This is a genomic window from Sphingomonas sp., from assembly GCF_004799495.1.
Lineage (GTDB): Bacteria > Pseudomonadota > Alphaproteobacteria > Sphingomonadales > Sphingomonadaceae > Sphingomonas.
This window is the reverse complement of record NZ_SSMY01000012.1, coordinates 63,043-83,190: the sequence shown is the minus strand read 5'-3', so window position 1 is coordinate 83,190 and position 20,148 is coordinate 63,043. Positions and strand designations below refer to the sequence as shown.

Here is a 20,148-nt window from a genome sequence, read left to right as displayed (position 1 = left end):
CCGCGACGGAGGTGGCGATGGCGGGTGAAGAGAATAATCGCGCGGCGTTTCGCATCCAGGAATTCTACTGTCAGAAGAACGGCGCGCCGATGTACGCGCGGCTGTGCGCGGCGATCGCCGAGGGGCTGAGCCGCGAGAGCGAGGTCGGGCGGCGCGTACTCGACTGGCCCGGCGAGCCGACGCGCGATGCCTTGCCGTTGCGCTTTATCGGCGGGCTGCACGCGTTGGTGCGGGCAGGGAAGGATTCCGGGCTGGCAGCGATCTTCAGGGGGGAGGCGACCGTTCCGGCGGCAATCGCGGCCGATCTCAACGCCGCCCTCGTCGCGCACGACGCCGAACTGCTGCCATGGCTCGACGGGCCGCCGCAGACCAACGAGCCGGGGCGCTCGGGGTCGCTGATGACCGGGCTGCTCGAAGTCGCGCGGCGCTTCGGGCCGAAAATCGAGCTGCTCGAGATCGGGTCGAGCGCGGGGCTCAATCTGCTGATCGATCGCTATGCGTTCGACCTTGGCGGAACGAAAGCGGGTCCGGCAGGCTCGCCGGTGACGCTGACGCCCGCGTGGACCGGACCAGCGCCCGAGCAGGTCCCCGTCGATATCGTGTCGGTGCGCGGCTGCGACATCCAGCCGCTCGACGCGACCGACCCGGCGGTGGCGACGCGGCTGCTTGCGTATGTGTGGCCCGAAATGCCGGTGCGGTTCGGGCGGATGGAGGCCGCGATCGCGATGCAGCGCGAGAAAGCGGTCGATCTGGTGCAATCCGACGCCGCCGACTGGGTCGAGGCGCGGCTCGCCGAGCCGCAGGCGGCAGGCGTGACGCGGGTGCTGATGCACTCGGTGGTGTGGCAGTACCTCCCCGAGGACACCGCGAACCGCATCCGCGCGGCGATGGCGGCGGCAGGCGCGGCCGCGACCGCGGAACGGCCGCTCGCCTGGGTCATGGTCGAGCCCAACCGCGCCTTCGCCGAGCACGTCATCCGCGTGCGGAGCTGGCCCGGCGGCGAGTGGACCGTGCTCGCGACCGCGCATGCCCACGGCGCCTGGATCAAATATGGCGCCGCCGCGGAAGCCGATCGCGTAAATATCAACCTGCCGGAGATGGCCAAGGTCGAGGTCTAGGCACCTTGCGCCGCTAACCACTCACGCATCGCGCTGGTCACCGCTTCGGGATTCTCCCATGGCACGAAATGCCCGGCATCGACGCGCTTGAGCGTCATGTTGGGCACGTACTGATCGAGCCCGTCGAGGTTCGACGGCAGCAACGCCTTGTCGCCCGTCCCCCAGATCACCAGCGTCGGCGTATTGAGCGGCGGGAATGGCCCGTCGAGATACGCCGGCCGCTCGGGCGTATCGTCCATCCCCGGCACGACCAGCGCGCTCGCGCGGTACCAGTTGAGCATCGCCGGCATCGCGCCGGGCTGGCTCCATTGGTCGAGATAGGTCGCTTTCTCGTCACGCACTTTCTCGAAATCGGTGTGCCGCATGAAGCTGCCGTCGAAAAATTCGCTCAGCCCGATGCTGTCGATATGCGCGTCGATCGCCGGGTTGCGGAACGCGGTGATATACTGGCTCGCCGCGCGCTGCTCCATGTCGTCGAACAGCAGGCGCTGGAAGACGAATGGGTGCGGCGCGTTGACGATGATCAAATGCTTGATGCGGTCCTGGTTCTGCAGCGCCGCCATCCACGCGATCGCGCCGCCCCAATCGTGCCCGACGAGCGTGAAATCGCCGATCCCGAAATGGTCGGCGAGCGCGAGCAGGTCGGCGACCGGCTTGTCCGGCGTGTAATTCTCGACCCCTTCGGGCTTGGACGAGCGCGCGAATCCGCGCTGGTCGGGGGCGAGGACGAAATGGTCCTTGGCCAACTCGGGAATCTGGAACCGCCAGGTGCGATGCGATTCGGGGAAACCATGGAGCAGCACGATCGCCGGGTTGGCGGGATCGCCCGCCACCGCGACATCGAGTTCGACGCCGGTGGACAGCGCCACGCGTTGCAGGTCGAACTCGCTCATCCCGCTCTTCCCCTACGGCCTAACTTCACACTTGCTTCACACTGGCGCGGTCGTTTTCGACTGCTCGCTTTTTCTGCTCGCGCGCATGACACGAGGTCATGGCGCCCGGCGACGCTGTCCGACAAAATCCTGCATTGCAAGCGCTCTTTGCGCGGCCGATACCCGGCGCATGCCCCGCGCCGACCAGACCGAAATCCGCTTTCGCATCGTGATCGAGCAGCCGGTACCGGGCGTGCGCCACAGCCTGCAAACCGGCGACACGGGGGTGCTCGACCCAAAGGAGTCGAAAGCGGGCGAGCCGCTGACCTTCGACTTTCCCGTCCGCGTCGCGCCCGGCCCCAAGTTCTTCGGCGATCAGGTGCGGCGCGAAGGGCCGGTGCGCCGCTTCGTCTATATCCGCATCGGCCAGTCGGCCGGCGACCATGGCTCCGAATGGACGCGGCGGATGAAGATCGACGTGCAGGACACGCCCCAGGAGTTGCTCGACCGCGCGATGGCCGGGGAAGGTGCCGTCGAGCTGACGGTCGGCGGCACGGGGAAGGACGGGACTCCGGCCTGCGCGACGGTGAAAGTGCGCCAGCGGCGCATCGCGCGATGATCGGGGCAACGCGGACGGTTTCGGCTCACCGCACAATGTGCTCCGATGATCCTTGCATTCGCGGGAGTCGCGGGTTCTGTTCATCTGAGCGAAAGGTTGGCCCGAACACCGGGTCCCACCAATTGCCTTGCGGCGCACGCAAGGCGGGCCGCCGGATGACGCTGTGACCCCCGCAGCGCCGGTGGCCGAAAATCGAGAGGAGAACGCGATGCGTTTCATATCCACGAGTTCCAAAATCCTGTTGGCGCTTGCTACGGCTTCGGTGTCGGGCAGCTTGTATGCGCAGGACACGCCTGCCCCGGCTCGCCCCGGCGATATCACCATCACCGGCACTGTGCCGGTGCCTGCCGATTTGGCCGGGATGCCGGCGGGGCCCGAGGTCGAAGGCTTCATTTCGGCACGCCGGGGCAACAAACTGCAAGTCACGAGCGCCAGCGGAAAGACGATCGTGTTCGTCAGCGACGCGACGCTGATCCGGTCGAGCGGCGGCTTCCTGGGTGTGAGCACGACCAGGCTTGACAGGGACTCGCTGCTCAACGGCCTGCCGGTCAGCATCCGGACGGTGCAATGGGAGGGCGGGCTGGTCGCCAGCCGCGTGACGCTCAAGAGCAAGGACCTCCGGACCGCGTCGATGATCCGCAACGGCACCGACCAGCGCTTCGACGAACAGACCGCCGCGACCGAGGCGCTGCGCGGGCGCGTCGCCGATATCGACAATTACATCGTCAAGGCCACGACCAACGTGAACTTCGACACCGGCAAGGCCGATCTGTCGCCGCAGGCGAAGGCCGATCTGTGCGCGGCGGCGGCCTCCGCCCAGGCGACGAACAACGCGCTGCTGCTGGTGCTCGGCTATACCGACTCGACCGGGAGCGAGGAGGTCAACCAGGCGCTGAGCGAGAAGCGCGCCGCCAAGGTGGTCAATTACCTGCAGCAGTCATGCGGGTGGAAGCCGTACCGCATGCTCACCCCGACCGGCATGGCGACCGCCGATCCCGCCGCCGACAATAGCACGCCGCAGGGCAAGGCGATGAACCGCCGCGTCGCGGTGAACGTCATGGTCAGCAAGGCCGTCGACGGTATGTGAGGCGTTGCGGGGTGGGCCGCGCTCACCCCGCGCTGCTGCTTACGGATAGGTCGCCGTCATCGGCACTTCGGGAATCGGGATCCACTCCTTTTCATCTCCCGGCACCTTGGCGAACCGTCCTGCCTTCCAGTCGGCCTTGGCCTGGTCGATCCGGTCCTTCCGCGAACTGACGAAGTTCCACCAAACATAGCGTTCGGTCCGGAACGCCTCACCGCCGCATAGCATGACTCGGCCGCCGGTCGCCGACCTCAGCGTCATCGCGACGCCGGGTTGCAGGACGTAGAGCGTATTGAGCGCCATCGGCATGCCGTCGACGCTCGCCTCGCCGAGCGCCAGATATACCGCGCGTTCGTCGGCGCCCATGTCGATCGGAAGGCTCGCGCCGGGCTCCAGCAGGATGTCGGCGTAGATCGTTTCGGCATAGGTCGTGGTCGGTGCGGCGCTGCCCCACAAGCTCCCCATGATGACCCGCGCGGTCGCACCGTGGCCCTGAATCACCGGCAGCGCAGCCTTTTCGACATGCTCGAACGCCGGGTCGATCTCCTCCTTGTCCTCGGGCATGCCGAGCCAGGTCTGGATGCCCGACAGCTCCGGCCCCGCCGCGCGTTCGTCGCCGGGCGAGCGTTCGCTGTGCGCGATGCCGTGGCCGGCGGTCATCAGATTGACCGCGCCGGGCTCGATTCGCGCGAAGGTGCCGAGCGAATCGCGATGGTCGATCGCGCCGGCGAACAGATAGGTGACGGTCGACAGGTTGATGTGCGGGTGCGGGCGCACGTCGATCCCCGTCCCGACGTCGAGCTGCGCCGGCCCCATCTGGTCGAAGAAGATGAACGGCCCGACCATCTGGTGCGGCTTGGACGGCAGCGTACGGTGAACCTTGAACCCGCCCAGATCGTGTGTCGTGGGCGTGATCGTGCGCAGGATGAGGTCGTCGTTGGTCATGCCAGCACCTTTGCGAGGATGGGAATCAGGTCTTCGGGGAAATAGGGCTCGCGCAAGGCCGCGAGGTCGGCGGGGGCGAACCAGCGCCATTGCTGCATCACGCGTCGTTCGAGTTCGGTATGCGCTGCGGTGTCGATCTCGCGCGCGCCGGTGCGGACGAGGAAATAGCGTTCGTCAGCGGTGACCTCGACGCCCTCGATCGTCAGGAACTCGACCGTGCGTTGCAGGACTTCCGGCCCCGGATCGGCGATGATGCCGGTTTCTTCGTACAGCTCGCGCCGCGCGGCGTCGGCATAGCTCTCGCCCGGATCGACCGCGCCGCCGGCGGTGCACCAGAAGGGCGGGCGGCCATCCTCGGGCGTGAAGCGGAACAGCAGCACGCGTCCGGCGTCGTCGACCAGCAGGATGCGCGCGGCGGGGCGGGGGGTGCGAGTCATCGCCGATTGTCTTGGCCGAGCGCGGCGGCTAGGCCAAGCGCCATGCCGCTATCGATGATGGTCGTCGACGATTTCCTCGAAGAGCCCGGGGCGTTTCGCGACACCGCGTTGCGGCTCACCTATCCCGATCAGCAGGGCCTGTTTCCGGGCCGCAATTCGCTCGAGCGGCTCAAGCTCGACGGGCTGACCGAGGAAGTCAGCCGGCTGACCGGCGAGCGGCTGATTCCGCTCGATCCGCCGCAATCGCACAGCAAATGCCGCATCACGCTCGCAGCGGACGTGGGCCGGGGTCGCGTGCATATCGACCCGGGTTACTGGTCGGGCATCCTCTATCTCAGCCGGCCCGAGGATTGCCGCGGCGGCACCGATTTCTTCCGCCACAAGCCCACCGGCACCGACCGCGCGCCGGTGTCGAGCGCGGAGCTGGCCGCGCTCGGCTATGCGTCGTTCGACGAGATGCGGCACGGGCTGGTCGAGAAGGACTCGATGGACGACGGCAAGTGGGAGCTGACCTCGACTGTGCCGATGCGGTTCAACCGGCTCGTGCTGCTGCGCCCGTGGCTGTGGCACACCGCGGGGCCGGGGTTCGGCGACAGGTTGGAAAACGGGCGGCTGATCTACGTGATGTTCTTCCAGCCGGCGCGCTGATCACGCTTCGCCCGGTGCGTGCGTTTTCATCGCCAGCGCGTGGATGCGCGTCGCGAGCAGATCGGCGAGCGCGGTGTTGACCAGCCGCTGCCGCGCGACGCGGTTCAGGCCGACGAACGCCGCGCTTTCCACGACGACCGTCCAGTGCGATTCGCCGGTCCCGTCGTCGCCCGAATGGCCCGCATGGTGGTGGCTGTCGTTGATCACGTCGAGCGCGGTTGGCCTGAGCGCCGCGGTCAGCCGCGCGGCGATTTCGTCGGCCAGGGGCGTGGAAGTGGTGGTCATGCCGCCTATATAGGCCGCTTTTGCCGGAGCCAGGAATCCTTGTCGCGTCGTGATCCCAAAGATCGGCCCAATGCCCGTTTCCACGGTCGCGTCGAGGGCACCGGGCGGACGTGCGACGAGCCGGGATGCGATGCGCCGGGCGAATTCCGCGCGCCGTTGCAAGACGGGCCGCGCAACCGCGGCGACGGGCCGGGCGGCTATCGCTACCTGTGCCTCGACCATGTCCGCGCGTTCAATGCGAAGTATAATTTCTTCACGGGCATGAGCCCGGACGAGATCCACGACGCGCAGCGCCCCTATGCCGGGTGGGAGCGCGAGACGCGCGCCTTCGCGCATTCGGGCGCCGACGTGCCGCCGCGCTGGGCCGATTTCAGCGATCCGCTCGACGCGATCGGCGCGCGGTTCCGTGAGCGCAAGGCGATGGAGCGCAAGGACGGCAAGCCGCTGTCGGGCGAGGACCGGCGTTCGCTGAAGGTGCTGGGTCTCGACCACGATGCCGACCGGCGCGGGTTGCGGACGCGCTATTCGGAGCTGGTCAGGAAGTTCCACCCGGACCGCAATGGCGGCGACCGCAGCATGGAAAGGGCGCTGCAGGAAGTGATCGCGGCGTATCAGCAGCTCAAATCCTCGCCCGCCTTCGCTTGACCTCGCCCCCTCTCTCCCCGCAAAGCCGCGCGAGATGAAACGCCGCACCGGACAGGACCGCGCGATCACGCGACACTGGCGCCCCGCGACGCAGGCGGTGCGCGGCGGCACTGCGCGGTCGGAGTTCGGCGAGACCTCCGAAGCGCTCTTCCTGACCTCGGGCTATGCCTATGATTGCGCGGAGGACGCCGCCGCGCGCTTCCGCGGCGAGCAGGCGGGCATGACCTATTCGCGGTTGCAGAACCCGACCGTGCAGATGCTCGAGCAGCGCATCGCGCTGATGGAGGGCGCCGAGGCGTGCCGGACGATGGCGTCGGGCATGGCGGCGATGACCGCGGCGCTCTTGTGCCAGCTTCAGACCGGCGACCATGTCGTCGCGGGGCGCGCGGCGTTCGGGTCGTGCCGCTGGCTGGTCGACACGCTGCTGCCCAAGTTCGGGATCACGACGACCGTGATCGACGCGCGCGATCCGCAAGCGTTCGCCGACGCGACCCGGCCAGAGACCAAGGTCTATTTCTTCGAGACCCCGGCCAATCCGACGATGGATATCGTCGACCTGAAGGCGGTATGCGGCATCGCGCGCGAGCGCGGGATCGTGTCGGTGGTCGACAATGCCTTCGCGACGCCCGTGCTCCAGCGCCCGCTCGAGTTCGGCGCCGACGTCGTGGCCTATTCGGCGACCAAGCTGATGGACGGGCAGGGCCGCGTGCTCGCGGGCGCGGTGTGCGGGACCGAGGACTTCGTCGAGAACACGCTGCTGTCGTTCACCCGCAACACCGGGCCGACGCTGTCGCCGTTCAACGCCTGGGTGGTGCTGAAAGGACTCGAGACGCTCGACCTCCGCGCGCGGCGGCAGAGCGAGAGCGCGCTTCAGGTTGGCCGGTTCCTCGAAGGCCGCGTGCCGCGCGTGCTTCATCCGGGGCTGCCGAGCCATCCGCAGCACAACCTCGCCATGTCCCAGATGGACGCCGCGGGACCGATCTTCGCGTTCGAGGTCGATGGCGGGCGTCGCCAAGCGCACGGCCTGCTCGACGCGCTCGAGTTGATCGACATCTCGAACAATATCGGCGATTCGCGCTCGCTGATGACGCATCCCAGCTCGACCACGCACGCTGGGGTCAGCGAAGAGGTGCGGCTCGGCATGGGCGTGACCGAGAACATGCTCCGCCTCAACGTCGGCCTCGAAGACCCGCTCGACCTGATCGACGATCTCGACCAGGCGCTCAGGAAGGTCGGGCTGTGAGCGACGCGATGAAAGCGCTGTTCCCCAACGTCGCGGAAACGCGCGGCGTCGTGGTGCGCGTGTCGGTCAGCTTCCTGCCCGAACAGTCCGAGCCGCAGCGCGGGCGCTGGTTCTGGGCGTATCACGTGCGGATCGAGAACGAGGGGCCGGCGACGGTACAGCTGCTCACGCGCCACTGGGTCATCACCGACGGGCGCGGCGCGCGGCATTCGGTCGAGGGCGAGGGCGTGGTCGGCGAGCAGCCGGTGATCGCGCCGGGCGGGTCGTTCGATTACGTCTCGGGCTGCCCGCTCGCGACGCCGACCGGGCAGATGCAGGGCAGCTATCACATGATCGCCGAGGACGGGTCGGCGTTCGATGTCGATATTCCGAAGTTTGCGTTGCTCGCGCCGGCGGTGGGGGTCTAATTCCCCTCCCGCTTGCGGGAGGGGTTAGGGGAGGGCATGTGATTTAAATGAGCGATGGACAGGCCCTCCCCCTGCCCCTCCCGCAAGCGGGAGGGGAGCAGAAGTGAAGCGCACGCATCTGCCCCTCAACGGCCTGCGCGTGCTCGACGCGGCCGCGCGGCATTTGTCGTTTACTCGCGCCGCCGACGAACTCGCGGTGACACCCGCCGCCGTGGGCCAGCAGATTCGCGCGCTCGAGGATACGCTGGGTGTGGTGCTGTTCCGCCGCACGACCAAGGGCCTGGAATTAACGCCCGAAGGCGAGGCGGGGCTCGCCGCGCTGCGCCACGGTTTCCTTCAGTTCGAGGAAGCCGTGCGCGCGATGCAGGCCGGACAATCGTCCAAGTCGCTGACCATCGCCGCGCCGCGCGACGTGCTCCATTGCTGGCTGATGCCGCGGCTCGCCGAGATCGCGCGCGTCGACGGCGAGCTTCGCTTCGTACTAATCGCGGCCGACGAGGACCTCGACTTCACCCAGGCCAACCTCGACCTTGCGGTGCGCTGGGGCGAGGGGCCGGGCGAGCATGAGGGCGAGGCGCTCGAATCCGACGGGATGGTGACGGTCGAGCGCCCCGGCGGCGGTGCCGACACGCGGATTTCGTGGCCCGGCTGCCTCAACGACGATGCGGTGTCGCTGGTGCGCGTCGCCGATGCCGGGCTCGCGATCGACGCCGCGGCCGAGGGGCTGGGCCGCGCGACCGTCCCCGAACTGCTCGCGCGCCGTGCGCTCGCCGCCGGCACTGTCGCCGCGGTCGGCGAGGCCAAGCCCTATCGGCTTGGCTATTGGCTCGTCGCTCCGCTCCCGCAATGGCGGCAGAAGAAGGTCAAGGCGCTGGTCGAGGCGTTGGGGGCGTGACGCTCCCGGTGATGGAGACCGAGCGGCTGGTGCTGCGTCAGCTTCGCGCCGACGACGCCGACGCGCTTCACCCGATGTATTCGGATGCCGAGGCCAATATCTATGGCTCGCACCCTGCGACGACGTCGATCGAGGAGACGCGCGAACAGATGGCGAAGCGAGTCGCCGACACGGCCTGGCGCGGCTGGGCGATAACGCTGAAGGGCGACGACACCGCGATCGGCAATGTCGCGAGTTACGAGAAGCGCCAAGGCAAGGTAACCGAGATCGGTTATATGCTGCGCCGCGACCATTGGGGCCATGGCTATGCCACCGAAGCGGTCGCGGCGATGATCGAGCTGCTGTTCGCCGAAGGCCAGCGCCGTGTGTTCGCCGACACCGATCCCGACAATGCGCCGTCGATCGCCGTCGTGACTCGGCTCGGCTTCACGCTGGAGGCGCGGCTGCGCGCCGAATGGGACACGCATATCGGCGTGCGCGACAGCCTGATCTTCGGGCTGCTGGAGGACGAGTGGAAAGCCCGCCGCCCCAAAAGCTGAACGATCCGATCCACGCCTTCATGGCGCGCGTGCTGGCCGACCCGGCGGCGCTGGCGCGGTTGGCGGTGCCCGTCGCGACGAACGATTATGTCCCGCTCGCGATGCAGATTGCCCGGGACTATGGCATTGCGCTGGACGAAGCCGATCTCGCGGCGCTTGTGCAGCCCGACATGCTCGGGCTTGGACGGTTCGCGCCGGCCCCGGTGACGCTCGACCGCTGGCCAGGTGAGGGATGGGTGCCCGTGCGCTCGGCTCCCGGCGGTGCCGCCCCGGCATTCGATTGGGCGTGGTTCGGCGACGCCACGTATTCCGGATCGTTCTTCGAAGAGAGCGTGCGCTACGCGACCGAGTTGCCGTTCAACCGCATGTTTCGCACGCGTACGTCGCTGGAGGCGCTGGTCGCCGACGCGGCGCATCATGCCGTGACGCCGCCGAGCGGGTTCGTCTTTCACATGTCGCGGTGCGGATCGACGCTCGCGGCGCGGATGCTGATGGCGGTGCCGGGGCATCTCGTCGCATCGGAGCCCGAGCCGCTCGACGCGGTCGTGCACTGGGCGACGGTATCGGGCGCCCCGCGCGAGGACCGGATCGCTGCGCTGCGCGCGATCGTCGCCGCGCTGGGACGTCGGAGCGGCGCCGGGCAGCGGCGTTTCTTCGTCAAGCTCCATGCCTGGCACACGCTGGCGCTGCCCTTGTTTCGCGCGGCGTTTCCCGATGTGCCGTGGCTGTTCCTGTACCGGGACCCGGTCGAGGTCCTGATGTCGCAAGTGACGCAGCCGGGCGTTTACATGACGCCGGGCTCGCCGCCACCGGGGGTAGCGGACGGCGACCTTTCCGCCGCAACCTCCCCGGCCGGCCATGCGGCGCGCGTTCTTGCCTTGATGTGCGGCGCGGTGATCGACCATTGGGGGCTCGGCGGCGGGCTCGCGGTCGACTATCGCGACCTTCGATCGGCGATGACTGGCGATGTCCCTGCGCATTTCGGGTTTCGCCCAGACGCATCCGAATTGGAGAAGATGGCCGCGGCAGCCGGCGCCGACGCCAAGCGTCCTTCGGCGCCGTTCGTGCCCGACGCGCAAGACAAGCGTTCGCTGGCATCGGGCGAGATCCTGGCCGCCGCCAGAAACCTGAACGCCCTTCTGGCGACGCTCGACAAGCTTGGCCGTGATGGTATATCCGATGTGAACGATCGCGACTCTGCGGCCCGTTGAGTTTCGTGGCATCGTCGGCGGCGGCTCGGTAGAACCGGCTGGCAGATATAGGGGGTAGAGATGTCAGAGCCTTTTCTCGGCGAAATTCGCATTTTTCCGTACAATTTCGCGCCGCGAGGCTGGGCCACCTGCTCCGGCCAGATCCTGTCGATCGCGCAGAACACGGCGTTGTTCTCGCTGCTCGGCACGACCTATGGCGGCAACGGCCAGACGACGTTTGCGCTGCCCGACCTGCGCGGCCGCGCGCCGATCGGTCAGGGCCAGGGTCCGGGGCTTAGCCCCTACACGCTCGGGCAGATAGGCGGTACCGAGACCACCACGCTGTTGACGACCAACATGCCGATTCACACGCATGCCGCGACGCTGAACGCCACGACGACGAAGGCGACGTCGCAAGTCGCCGCGGCCGGGTCGCAACTCGCGAAAAGTGTCGATGCCGGCGGGACCGCGGTGCCGGAAATCTACGTGCCCAGCGGCACCGGCGGCACGCAGGTCGCGCTGGGTGGATTGACCGTCGGGACGGCCGGCGGCAGCCAGCCGTTCTCGCTGCTCAATCCCTATCTGGTGCTCGAGCCGTGTATCGCGCTGGAGGGAATTTTCCCGTCGCGTAACTGACCCGCTGCGCTGGTCCGGCCGCCTGCGGGCGGCCGGTCAGTTGAAGACCGCCTGGTAATAATATCCCGGCGCCGCGCCCGGCGCGGCGACGGTGGGCGCGATGAAGATGCTGTCGGGGCCGAACCCGGCGCTTTTCATGACATACAGCCCGTCGACCAGCAGGATGTCGGGCGTCGAATGGAAGATCAGCGTGAACGGTGGTCGGTCGTCGAACGCGCGCTGACGGCCGGGGATCGCCTTGATCAGCGTGAGATGCACATTCCGGGGATCGCAATGCACCTCGAACGTCTTGTCGACGAGCGGCAGGAACTCCTCGATCTTGATCTGGCGCGGAAGCGGCTGTGTATCGGTCATGGCGTGTCGCGTAATCGCATGCCGGCGAGCGATCAAGCATTCAGCGTCTCGACGGAAAGGGCGGGCCAGTGACGAACGACGACGCCGAACGGATGTTCGACCGGTCGCTCGTGCGCCACGCGCCCGGCCTACAGGTCGCGGTGGAAAACGAGGCGCACCGGCCGTTTCTCGACGCGCTGTTTATCGCTTGCTCGCCGATGCGCGGCGTGTTGCCCGATCCGATGATGCAGCAACAGGCGGCGCTGCGCGAGACGGCATATCGAACCGATCACCCCGTGGCGATGCGACGTGTGGTGGTCGCGAAGGGCGCGCCGATCGGACGGATCATCGTCGATTGGGGGTTCGACGGCGCGGCCCTGCTGGTCGATATCGCCGTCGCCCCGGAACGGCAGGGGGCGGGCATGGGAACGGCACTGCTGCACGCGTATCTCGACGTCGCCGACCGGCGCGGGCAACCCGCCATGCTCCACGTCATGCGCGATAATCCGGCGCTCCGGCTTTACGCGCGGCTCGGGTTCGCACCGGTCGAACCGCAGGATTTTGCGCCCCATCTTGCCATGATCCGCGCACCGCACACCGGCGGCTAGGGCAGCGGCACGTTCGACGCGAGCACCAGCGCACGGGTCATCAACTGACTGAACGCCAATTCGTCGACCCTGGCGTCGGCGCGGTGCCAATTGCCGGCCACCGCCAGCCAGCGCCCGTCCTTGCGCCGGACCAGATAGTTGAGCGTGATAACCCCGGGCTCCGACCCGCCCTTGAACCCGACATAGTCGAACCTGGCGCGCGTCGCGGCGTCGGTGCCGGGGTTGATCGCGAGGATCGCCAGCGCGGTCTCGCCGCCGCGACGGCGTAGCATGTCGAGCACGCCGACCACATCACCCGGGCTGGCGAACCATTCGAGCGTATCGATCGCGACGGGCCTGCCACTGAACAGGCTGGTATCGACGGCGGTGGTCGCCAGTCGCGCGGCGCTGTCGTCGAGTAACTTGCGCCGCGTTGCCGGCGCGAAGGTTGCGGCCCAACGCGCGGCGAGGTCCGCATTGGCCGGGCTTTTCAACGCGAACATCTGACGCGTGGTCGGGACCGGTCCGAGCCCGAACGGACCGAAAGCGTCGAGTTTCGTTCCTTCGAGTGTCACCAATGTGTCGGTCGCGGTGTTGTCGCTGATCGAGATCATCAGCGTGGCCAGCGTCTGGAGCGTGACCGGGCTGCCGGCCGGCCAGCTTTGCGTCATCCCCGATGGCAACGACGGTGGGCCCAGCGGCACGACATCGGCCCAATGCCGCTCACCGGCGTTGATTTCGCGCGTGAGCTCGCCCAGCACCCATAGCTTGAACGCCGACCCGAGCGGTGCACGCTCGATGCCATTATACTCGACGATATCGTGCGGTGGCACGCGATCGTCGAGCGGATGGACGATAAACCCGCTCTTGCCCGGCAGCGCCCGGAAATCGGCCTTGAGCTTGTCGAAACTGTCGTCGGCGACCTCGCCGCCGGTGAACAATAGCGAAGTGACGGCATGCGGCGCGGCCGGGTCGACCGCAATCTGCGCGTTGACGATGCCGCGCTCGAACTTGAGGCGCAGATAGGCAGTGAACGGCGTAACCGGCGTGATCGTCACGACCGCCAGCGGTTTGCCCATCTGCCCGGTCATCGACGCGACCACCGCGTCCCATTTGTCTTTCGACAAAGCGGCGTGGAAGCTGGGCGAGAAATAGCCGTCGAAGTCGCCGGTTCCCGCGACGATCCCGATCAGTTCGTTCGCGCGCGTGGTCAGCGCCGGATCGGCCGCCACGGCCGCGGCGGGCGGTGCAGGCGGCGGCGTCTGCGCGACGCAAGGCTGCGCGATTCCCAGCAAGATCAGGGCAATCAACCCGCGCATCGTTCTCCCTCCCGGTACATGATGTCGCGCGGTATAGGATCAAATAACCCTTGCGATCCATTGGATTGCGCAACATGGTCCACGCCGACCGGGCGCGGGTGTCCGACGAGTCTTTTTGCAAAGGGGTGGATATCCATGTCGGACGTGTATCTCGGCCAGATCGTGCCGTTCGGTTTCCAGTTCGCGCCGGTAAACTTTGCCTATTGCAACGGCGCGATCCTACCTATTTCGCAATATACCGCCTTGTTCTCGCTCTTGGGCACCTATTACGGTGGCAACGGCACGACGAACTTTGCGTTGCCCAACCTGAGCGGCCGCGCGGCGATTGGACAAGGCCAGAGCCCCGGCACGTCGAACTATGTGATCGGTGAGCAAGGCGGAACCGAAAACACGACGCTGACGATCGGCAATTTGCCGGCGCACAACCATACTGCCACGCTGAACGCCACGACGGCGAAGGCAACGTCGCAGGTCGCGGCGGCGGGGTCCCTGCTCGCGAAAAGCGTCGATAGCGGCGGGACCGCGGTGCCGGATATCTATGTTCCCGCGGGAACGAGCGGCGCCCAGGTCGCGCTGGGCGGCCTGACCGTCGGCGTTACCGGCAACAACCAGCCGTTTTCGATCCTGCAGCCGTACCTGGCGATCAATTATTGCATCGCCACGTCGGGTATCTACCCGTCGCGCAACTAAACGGATCGCCAGGCCGGCCGGCGACCGGCCGGCTCGCCCTCAGGCGTCGATCGCTTCCTCGTCGAGCCGCGCGGCATTTTCCTGGATGAACGCGAAGCGGTGCGCCGGATTGGTGCCCATCAGCCGGTCAACCAGGTCCTTCACCCCAGCGCGCTCTTCATATTCCTGCGGCAGCGTGATGCGCACGAGGCTCCGCGTCTTCGGGTCCATCGTCGTTTCCTTGAGCTGCCCGGGATTCATCTCGCCCAGCCCCTTGAAGCGCGACACTTCGACCTTCTTGCCCTTGAAGATCGTCGCCTCGATCTCCGCGCGGTGCGCGTCGTCGCGGGCATATTCGCTCTTCGCGCCGACGGTCAGGCGATAGAGCGGTGGTTGGGCCAGATAGAGGTGCCCGCGCCGCACGATGTCGGGCATTTCCTGGAAGAAATAGGTCATCAGCAGCGTCGCGATATGCGCGCCGTCGACATCGGCGTCGGTCATGATGATCACGCGCTCGTAGCGCAGGTTATCGGGCTCGCAGTCCTTGCGCACGCCGCACCCGAGTGCGAGCGTCAAGTCGGCGATTTCCTGGTTGGCGAAGATCTTGGCCGACGTCGCCGACGCCACGTTGAGGATCTTGCCGCGAATGGGGAGGATCGCCTGCGTCTTGCGGTCGCGCGCCTGCTTGGCCGAACCGCCCGCCGAATCCCCTTCGACGATGAAGATTTCGGTGCCCTCGGGCGCATCGGCCGAGCAATCGGTCAGCTTGCCGGGGAGGCGCAGCTTGCGCGCCGAGGTCGCCGACTTGCGCTTGACCTCGCGTTCCTGCTTGCGCGCCAGCCGCTCGTCCATCCGCTCGATCACATAGCCGAGCAGCGCCTTGCCGCGCTCCATATTGTCGCTGAGGAAATGGTCGAAATGGTCGCGCACGCCGCGCTCGACCAAGGTCGCCGCCTCGGGACTGGTCAGCCGGTCTTTGGTCTGGCTCTGGAATTGCGGGTCGCGGATGAACACGGAGAGCATCAGCTCGCACCCGGTCATCACGTCGTCGGCGGTGATGTCCTTGGCCTTTTTCTGCCCGACCAGCTCGCCGAACCCGCGAATCCCGCGCACCAGCGCCGCGCGCAGGCCGGCCTCGTGCGTCCCGCCGTCGGGGGTCGGGATGGTGTTGCAATACCAGCTGTAGCTGCCGTCCGACCACAGCGGCCACGCCACCGCCCATTCGACGCGGCCCTGCTGCTCTCCCGGAAAATCCTGCGCGCCTGCAAAGAATTGCGCGGTGGCAGTTTCGCGGTCGGCGATCTGTTCCTTTAGGTGGTCGGCAAGCCCGCCCGGAAACTGGAACACCGCGTCGGGCGGCGTGTCGTCGGTGATGAGCTCGGGCGCGCATTTCCAGCGGATCTCGACGCCCGCGAACAGATACGCCTTCGACCGTGCGAGCTTGTAGAGGCGCGCCGGTTTGAAGTGCAGCTCCGGCCCGAAAATCTCGGGGTCGGGGGTGAACGCGACCGAGGTGCCGCGGCGGTTGGGCGTGGCGCCGAGATGCTCGAGCGGGCCAAGCGTGTGCCCCTTCGAAAAGCGCTGGCGATACAGCTCGCGATTACGCGCCACCTCCACCACCGTGTCTTCGGAGAGCGCGTTGACCACCGACACGCCGACGCCGTGCAGCCCGCCCGACGTCGCATAGGCCTTCCCGTCGAACTTGCCGCCCGAGTGGAGCGTCGAAAGGATCACTTCGAGCGCCGATTTTCCCGGAAACTTCGGGTGCTCATCGACCGGCATCCCGCGCCCGTTGTCGACGATCGTCAGCCGGTTGCCGATATCGAGCGTCACCTCGATCCGCGTCGCATGCCCCGCGACCGCCTCGTCCATCGAATTGTCGAGCACTTCGGCTGCGAGGTGATGGAGCGCTCGCTCGTCGGTCCCGCCGACATACATGCCGGGGCGGCGGCGGACGGGCTCCAACCCCTCCAGAACCTCGATCGAGGAAGCGTCGTAATCGGTGCTGGACTTGGGCGAGGAAGCGAACAGGTCGTCGGACATGGCCGGCGTATAGGGTCGGGAGATTCCGTGACGCAAGGCCGCGTGGCCTGCCGCGGTTACGCTTCCTCAACCATCGCGAGCCTATCATCCTGGGTGCCGGGGCGGCAGGCAGAGGTCGCATGGACAAGGATAGGTTCCGGAGTTTTATCATTCGCTACCGTTTCACCATCCGCGACTCGCTCCTGCTCCTGCTCGGGCTGGCGCTGCTGATCTATTGCACCTGGGCGTACGACCTGTTCACCAACGAAAGCGGGATCAGCGAGCATCAGGCGGTGGTCGAGCTCGACGAGGCGCTGTTCGTCGGCGCGGCACTCGGGCTTGGGCTGGTGGTGGTGATCTGGCGCTTCTACCGCGCGCACTGGCGCGAAATGGCGCGGCGCGCCGCCGACCGTCGAATCCGCGAAATGGCGTATCAGGATACGCTCACTGGTTTGCCGAACCGCCGCAAGTTCGACGACGCGCTGAAGGTCGCGGTCGGCTCGCCGCCACGCAGCGGCGCGGCGCACGCCGTGTTCCTGCTCGATTTGAACGGCTTCAAGGCGATCAACGATGTCCACGGCCACGGCGTCGGCGACCAGGTATTGATCGAAGTGGCGCGACGCCTGCTCGGCGCGATGCGCGAGGGCGATCTGGTCGCGCGCTTCGGCGGCGACGAGTTCGCGGTGCTCGCGATGCATCTTTCCGGCCCGGAAGCGGCGACCAACGTCGCGCTGCGCGTGATCGAAGCGATCGACCCGCCGATCGAGGCGGCGGGCGCGATTCACCGCGTCGGCGCCGGGATCGGCATTGCATTGCTGCCCGCCGATGCCGACACGCCCGCCGAGGCGCTGCGCCGGGCCGATGTCGCGCTCTATCGCGCCAAGGCCGAGCGCCGGTCCGCGTTGCGCTTCTTCGAAGAGGAAATGGACGCGCGCGTGCACGATCGCGCCGCGATGGAGGTGGCGCTGCGCGCGGCGATCGACGCCGACGAGATCGAGGTCGCGTTCCGCCCGACGATCAATCTGCGCACGCACGACGTGACCGGCTTCGAGATCGAACCGCGCTGGGGCGACGTGCCGACCGAACGTTTCCTCGCGATCGCGGAGGAGACGGGGCTGATTCACGTCCTCGCCGAACGGTTGCTGCGGCAGGGGTGCGCGGCGGCGAAGGAGTGGCCGGCGCACGTGTCGCTGTCGGTCGATCTCTATCCCGGCCAGCTCAAGGACCGGCTGCTCGCCGCGCGCGTCGTGCGCATCCTGAGCGAAACGGGCATGGACCCGCGCCGTCTCGAAATCGAAGTCACCGAGAGCGCGCTGGTCGCGAACATCGACGATGCGCGCCCGTTGCTCGGCGAGTTGCGCGCGGCGGGGATGCGCATCGCGCTCGACAATTTCGGTACGGGCTATTCGACGCTCTATCATTTGCGCTCGCTCAAGCTCGACAAGATCAAGGTCGACCGCAGCTTCGTCGATGCCGCGGGCAGCGGCGACGAAGGCGAGGGCATCGTGCGGGCGCTGGCGGGGCTCGGCCATGGCCTGGGACTGACGATCGTCGCCGAAGGCGCGGTGCGCGCCGACCAGGAAGATGCGCTGATCGGTTCCGGTTTCGACGAAGCCCAAGGCGCCGGGGACGGCCGCGCGATCAGCGCGCAGGAGGCCGGGTTGCTGGTGCGGCGCGAGCACAAAGCGCGCGCGTAAGTACACGGGGAGTCGGGCGCGCGAGCCGGGCTCCCGACGCTAGATCCGCAACTGGCTGCCCAGCTCGATCACGCGGTTCGTCGGCAGCTTGAAATATTCCATCGCGCTTTCGGAGCTCTTCACCATCCACGCGAACAGGCGTTCGCGCCACAATGCCATGCCCGGCACTTCGCGCGCGGCGACGAGCTTCTGACGGCCGAGGAAGAAGCTCGTCGTCATCATGTGGAACGGCGCACCGCACGTTTCGACGTGGCGCAGGTCGCGCGGCACGTCGATGTCGTCGACGAAACCGTAGCGCAGCACGACCCGGTAGAAGCCGTCGCCCAGCGCCATCACCTCGGCGCGGTCGCCGAGCGCGACGTGCGGCACGTCCTCGACCTGGACGGTCAGCAGCAACACGCGTTCGTGCAGCACCTGATTGTGCTTCATATTGTGCAACAGCGCGGTCGGAACGGCGTTGGGCGACGCCGCGAGGAACACCGACGTGCCGCGCACGCGGTACAGCGATTCTCCGGCCGACTTGATCAGCGCGGGCAGGGGGATCGCGCCGTCCTCGAGCCGTTCGCGCATGATCCGCCGGCCCGTCGCCCACGTGCTCAGCAGCGTGAAGATGATCACGCCGACCGCGATCGGCAACCACGCCCCTTCGAACAGCTTGGTGAGGCCCGACGCCAGGAAGATCAGGTCGATCGTGATGAACACGGCGAAGCCCACGCCCCCGCGCCACAGCGGCGCGCGCCAGATGCGGAAGACGACGACATATTGCATCAGCGTGGTGATGAGCATCGTGCCGACCACCGCGAGGCCGTAAGCCGGCAGCATCGCCGCCGAATGCTGGAACGTGACGACGAGCAATGCCACCATCGTCGCCAGCGCCCAGTTGACCGTGGGAACGAAGATCTGGCCCCTCGCCTGTGCCGAGGTATGCGTGATCTGCACGCGCGGGATGAAGCCGAGCTGGACCGCCTGTTGCGTCACCGAGAAAGCGCCCGAAATCACCGCCTGACTGGCAATGATCGTCGCCAGTGTCGCGATCACCAGCAGCGGGATCGTCAGCGACGGCGGCACCATGTGGAAGAACGGGTTGTCGACGAATTCCGGATGATCGAGCAGCATCGCCGCCTGGCCCATGTAATTGAGCATCAGCGCCGGTACGCAGATCACGAGCCAGGCGATCGTGATCGGCTTGCGTCCGAAATGACCCATGTCGGCATATAGTGCTTCGGCCCCGGTCACTGCGTAGATCACCGCCCCCAACGACAGGAACGAATAAAACGGGTGCGCGGCGAAGAAGCCCCAGATGTAAACCGGGCTGAGCGCCTCCAACACCTGCGGACGCTGAACGAGATGGCTGATCCCCATCGCCGCGATCGCCACGAAATAGACCAGCATCACGGGGCCGAACATCTTGCCGACGCGCTCCGTGCCGTGGCGCTGGATCGCGAACAGTCCGATCAGGATCGCGAGCGCGATCCACACGATATACGGCTGAAACGCGGTGCTGACGACGCCGAGGCCCTCGACCGCGGAGATCACCGAAATCGCCGGCGTCAGCATCGCGTCCGCGAAGAACAAAGCCGTCGCGAACAGCGCGCCGATCAACAGCCACTTTTTGGGCGCGGACGCCCCCAGTTCGCGGCGGATGAGCGCATAGAGCGCGAGGCTGCCGCCCTCGCCGCGATTGTCGCAGCGCATGACGATGAACACGTATTTGACCGTGACCACGAACACGAACGACCAGAAGATCAGGCTGACGATGCCGTACAGGTCGGTCACGTTGATGCCGAGGTGATAGCGCGGATCGAGCGTCGCCTGCAGCGCGTAGAGCGGGCTGGTCCCGATATCGCCAAACACCACGCCGATCGCGCCGACCGTCAGCGCGGACATCGAATGGGCGGGAAGGTGCGCCGCGGCGCCGGGCCGGGCATCGTGAGCTTGGGCGATTTCCGTCATGCGCG

The 20,148-nt window shown here is 67.2% G+C and carries 22 protein-coding genes; 14 read left to right on the top strand and 8 right to left on the bottom strand.

The features are described from left to right. Positions 1 to 17: 17 nt before the first annotated feature. Entirely contained in the window at positions 18 to 1,118 is a 1,101-nt protein-coding gene (locus tag E7773_RS14215; protein ID WP_293992546.1) for a DUF2332 domain-containing protein, read from the top strand. Here E7773_RS14215 and E7773_RS14210 read toward each other — a convergent pair. Continuing rightward, positions 1,115 to 2,011, bottom strand: a complete 897-nt coding sequence (locus tag E7773_RS14210; RefSeq protein WP_293992544.1) for an alpha/beta hydrolase — start codon at positions 2,009 to 2,011, stop codon at positions 1,115 to 1,117. The two genes, E7773_RS14215 and E7773_RS14210, sit on opposite strands and share 4 nt — an antisense overlap. A gap of 169 nt (positions 2,012 to 2,180) precedes the next feature. On the opposite strand from E7773_RS14210, the gene E7773_RS14205 reads away from it, so the two are divergent. Beyond that, on the top strand, positions 2,181 to 2,609 hold the full coding sequence (locus tag E7773_RS14205) for a DUF5990 family protein (RefSeq protein WP_293992542.1): 429 nt from the start codon (positions 2,181 to 2,183) through the stop codon (positions 2,607 to 2,609). A gap of 208 nt (positions 2,610 to 2,817) precedes the next feature. Beyond that, positions 2,818 to 3,696: an OmpA family protein gene (locus E7773_RS14200; protein WP_293992539.1), complete on the top strand. Its 879-nt coding sequence runs from the start codon at positions 2,818 to 2,820 to the stop codon at positions 3,694 to 3,696. Positions 3,697 to 3,735: 39 nt separating this feature from the next. On the opposite strand, the gene E7773_RS14195 is transcribed toward E7773_RS14200, so the two are convergent. Further along, a complete protein-coding gene (locus E7773_RS14195) occupies positions 3,736 to 4,638 on the bottom strand; it encodes a pirin family protein (protein WP_293992537.1) in 903 nt (300 codons plus the stop codon). Then, positions 4,635 to 5,075, bottom strand: coding sequence for an NUDIX domain-containing protein (locus E7773_RS14190; RefSeq protein WP_293992535.1), 441 nt, complete (start codon positions 5,073 to 5,075; stop codon positions 4,635 to 4,637). The genes E7773_RS14195 and E7773_RS14190 overlap by 4 nt, the downstream gene beginning before the upstream one ends. Positions 5,076 to 5,117: 42 nt before the next feature. On the opposite strand from E7773_RS14190, the gene E7773_RS14185 reads away from it, so the two are divergent. Further along, a complete protein-coding gene (locus E7773_RS14185; RefSeq protein ID WP_293992533.1) occupies positions 5,118 to 5,723 on the top strand; it encodes a DUF6445 family protein in 606 nt (201 codons plus the stop codon). Here the strand turns inward: E7773_RS14185 and E7773_RS14180 are convergent, their stop codons facing one another. Then, a complete protein-coding gene (locus tag E7773_RS14180; RefSeq protein ID WP_293992531.1) occupies positions 5,724 to 6,008 on the bottom strand; it encodes a BolA family protein in 285 nt (94 codons plus the stop codon). It abuts the gene before it with no gap. A gap of 39 nt (positions 6,009 to 6,047) precedes the next feature. Between E7773_RS14180 and E7773_RS14175 the strand changes: the two genes are divergently transcribed. From E7773_RS14175 to E7773_RS14145, 7 genes are all read left to right on the top strand, one after another. Then, positions 6,048 to 6,653: a J domain-containing protein gene (locus E7773_RS14175; protein ID WP_293992528.1), complete on the top strand. Its 606-nt coding sequence runs from the start codon at positions 6,048 to 6,050 to the stop codon at positions 6,651 to 6,653. A gap of 34 nt (positions 6,654 to 6,687) precedes the next feature. Further along, positions 6,688 to 7,896, top strand: a complete 1,209-nt coding sequence (locus tag E7773_RS14170) for an aminotransferase class I/II-fold pyridoxal phosphate-dependent enzyme (protein ID WP_293992525.1) — start codon at positions 6,688 to 6,690, stop codon at positions 7,894 to 7,896. 8 nt (positions 7,897 to 7,904) lie between these two features. Beyond that, positions 7,905 to 8,303, top strand: a complete 399-nt coding sequence (apaG, locus tag E7773_RS14165) for a Co2+/Mg2+ efflux protein ApaG (RefSeq protein WP_293992723.1) — start codon at positions 7,905 to 7,907, stop codon at positions 8,301 to 8,303. 103 nt (positions 8,304 to 8,406) lie between these two features. After that, complete coding sequence (locus E7773_RS14160) at positions 8,407 to 9,198, top strand: LysR family transcriptional regulator (RefSeq protein ID WP_293992522.1); 792 nt, start codon at positions 8,407 to 8,409, stop codon at positions 9,196 to 9,198. After that, positions 9,195 to 9,737 carry a GNAT family protein gene (locus E7773_RS14155; protein WP_363130505.1) on the top strand — a complete coding sequence of 181 codons (543 nt, stop codon included), beginning with the start codon at positions 9,195 to 9,197 and terminating at the stop codon, positions 9,735 to 9,737. The genes E7773_RS14160 and E7773_RS14155 overlap by 4 nt, the downstream gene beginning before the upstream one ends. Beyond that, positions 9,710 to 10,948 carry a hypothetical protein gene (locus E7773_RS14150; RefSeq protein ID WP_293992516.1) on the top strand — a complete coding sequence of 413 codons (1,239 nt, stop codon included), beginning with the start codon at positions 9,710 to 9,712 and terminating at the stop codon, positions 10,946 to 10,948. Before E7773_RS14155 ends, E7773_RS14150 begins: the two co-directional genes overlap by 28 nt. 60 nt (positions 10,949 to 11,008) lie before the next feature. Then, the gene (locus E7773_RS14145; RefSeq protein ID WP_293992513.1) at positions 11,009 to 11,563 is read left to right on the top strand and encodes a tail fiber protein; all 555 of its coding nucleotides are present in this window, start codon (positions 11,009 to 11,011) and stop codon (positions 11,561 to 11,563) included. A 36-nt stretch (positions 11,564 to 11,599) separates the two neighbouring features. On the opposite strand, the gene E7773_RS14140 is transcribed toward E7773_RS14145, so the two are convergent. After that, the gene (locus E7773_RS14140; protein WP_293992511.1) at positions 11,600 to 11,917 is read right to left on the bottom strand and encodes a hypothetical protein; all 318 of its coding nucleotides are present in this window, start codon (positions 11,915 to 11,917) and stop codon (positions 11,600 to 11,602) included. A 92-nt stretch (positions 11,918 to 12,009) separates the two neighbouring features. Between E7773_RS14140 and E7773_RS14135 the strand changes: the two genes are divergently transcribed. Then, positions 12,010 to 12,504, top strand: a complete 495-nt coding sequence (locus E7773_RS14135; RefSeq protein ID WP_293992509.1) for a GNAT family N-acetyltransferase — start codon at positions 12,010 to 12,012, stop codon at positions 12,502 to 12,504. Here E7773_RS14135 and E7773_RS14130 read toward each other — a convergent pair. After that, on the bottom strand, positions 12,501 to 13,802 hold the full coding sequence (locus E7773_RS14130) for a serine hydrolase (protein ID WP_293992506.1): 1,302 nt from the start codon (positions 13,800 to 13,802) through the stop codon (positions 12,501 to 12,503). The two genes, E7773_RS14135 and E7773_RS14130, sit on opposite strands and share 4 nt — an antisense overlap. A 135-nt stretch (positions 13,803 to 13,937) precedes the next feature. On the opposite strand from E7773_RS14130, the gene E7773_RS14125 reads away from it, so the two are divergent. Next, complete coding sequence (locus E7773_RS14125; RefSeq protein ID WP_293992504.1) at positions 13,938 to 14,492, top strand: tail fiber protein; 555 nt, start codon at positions 13,938 to 13,940, stop codon at positions 14,490 to 14,492. Between the two features lie 39 nt (positions 14,493 to 14,531). Here E7773_RS14125 and parE read toward each other — a convergent pair whose 3' ends face one another. Further along, positions 14,532 to 16,514 carry a DNA topoisomerase IV subunit B gene (gene parE, locus E7773_RS14120; RefSeq protein WP_293992502.1) on the bottom strand — a complete coding sequence of 661 codons (1,983 nt, stop codon included), beginning with the start codon at positions 16,512 to 16,514 and terminating at the stop codon, positions 14,532 to 14,534. A gap of 119 nt (positions 16,515 to 16,633) precedes the next feature. Between parE and E7773_RS14115 the strand changes: the two genes are divergently transcribed. Beyond that, a complete protein-coding gene (locus E7773_RS14115) occupies positions 16,634 to 18,190 on the top strand; it encodes an EAL domain-containing protein (protein WP_293992501.1) in 1,557 nt (518 codons plus the stop codon). Positions 18,191 to 18,229: 39 nt separating this feature from the next. Here E7773_RS14115 and E7773_RS14110 read toward each other — a convergent pair whose 3' ends face one another. After that, positions 18,230 to 20,143 (bottom strand): potassium transporter Kup, encoded by a 1,914-nt coding sequence (locus E7773_RS14110; protein WP_293992499.1) that lies wholly within the window; start codon positions 20,141 to 20,143, stop codon positions 18,230 to 18,232. Positions 20,144 to 20,148 lie beyond the last annotated feature (5 nt).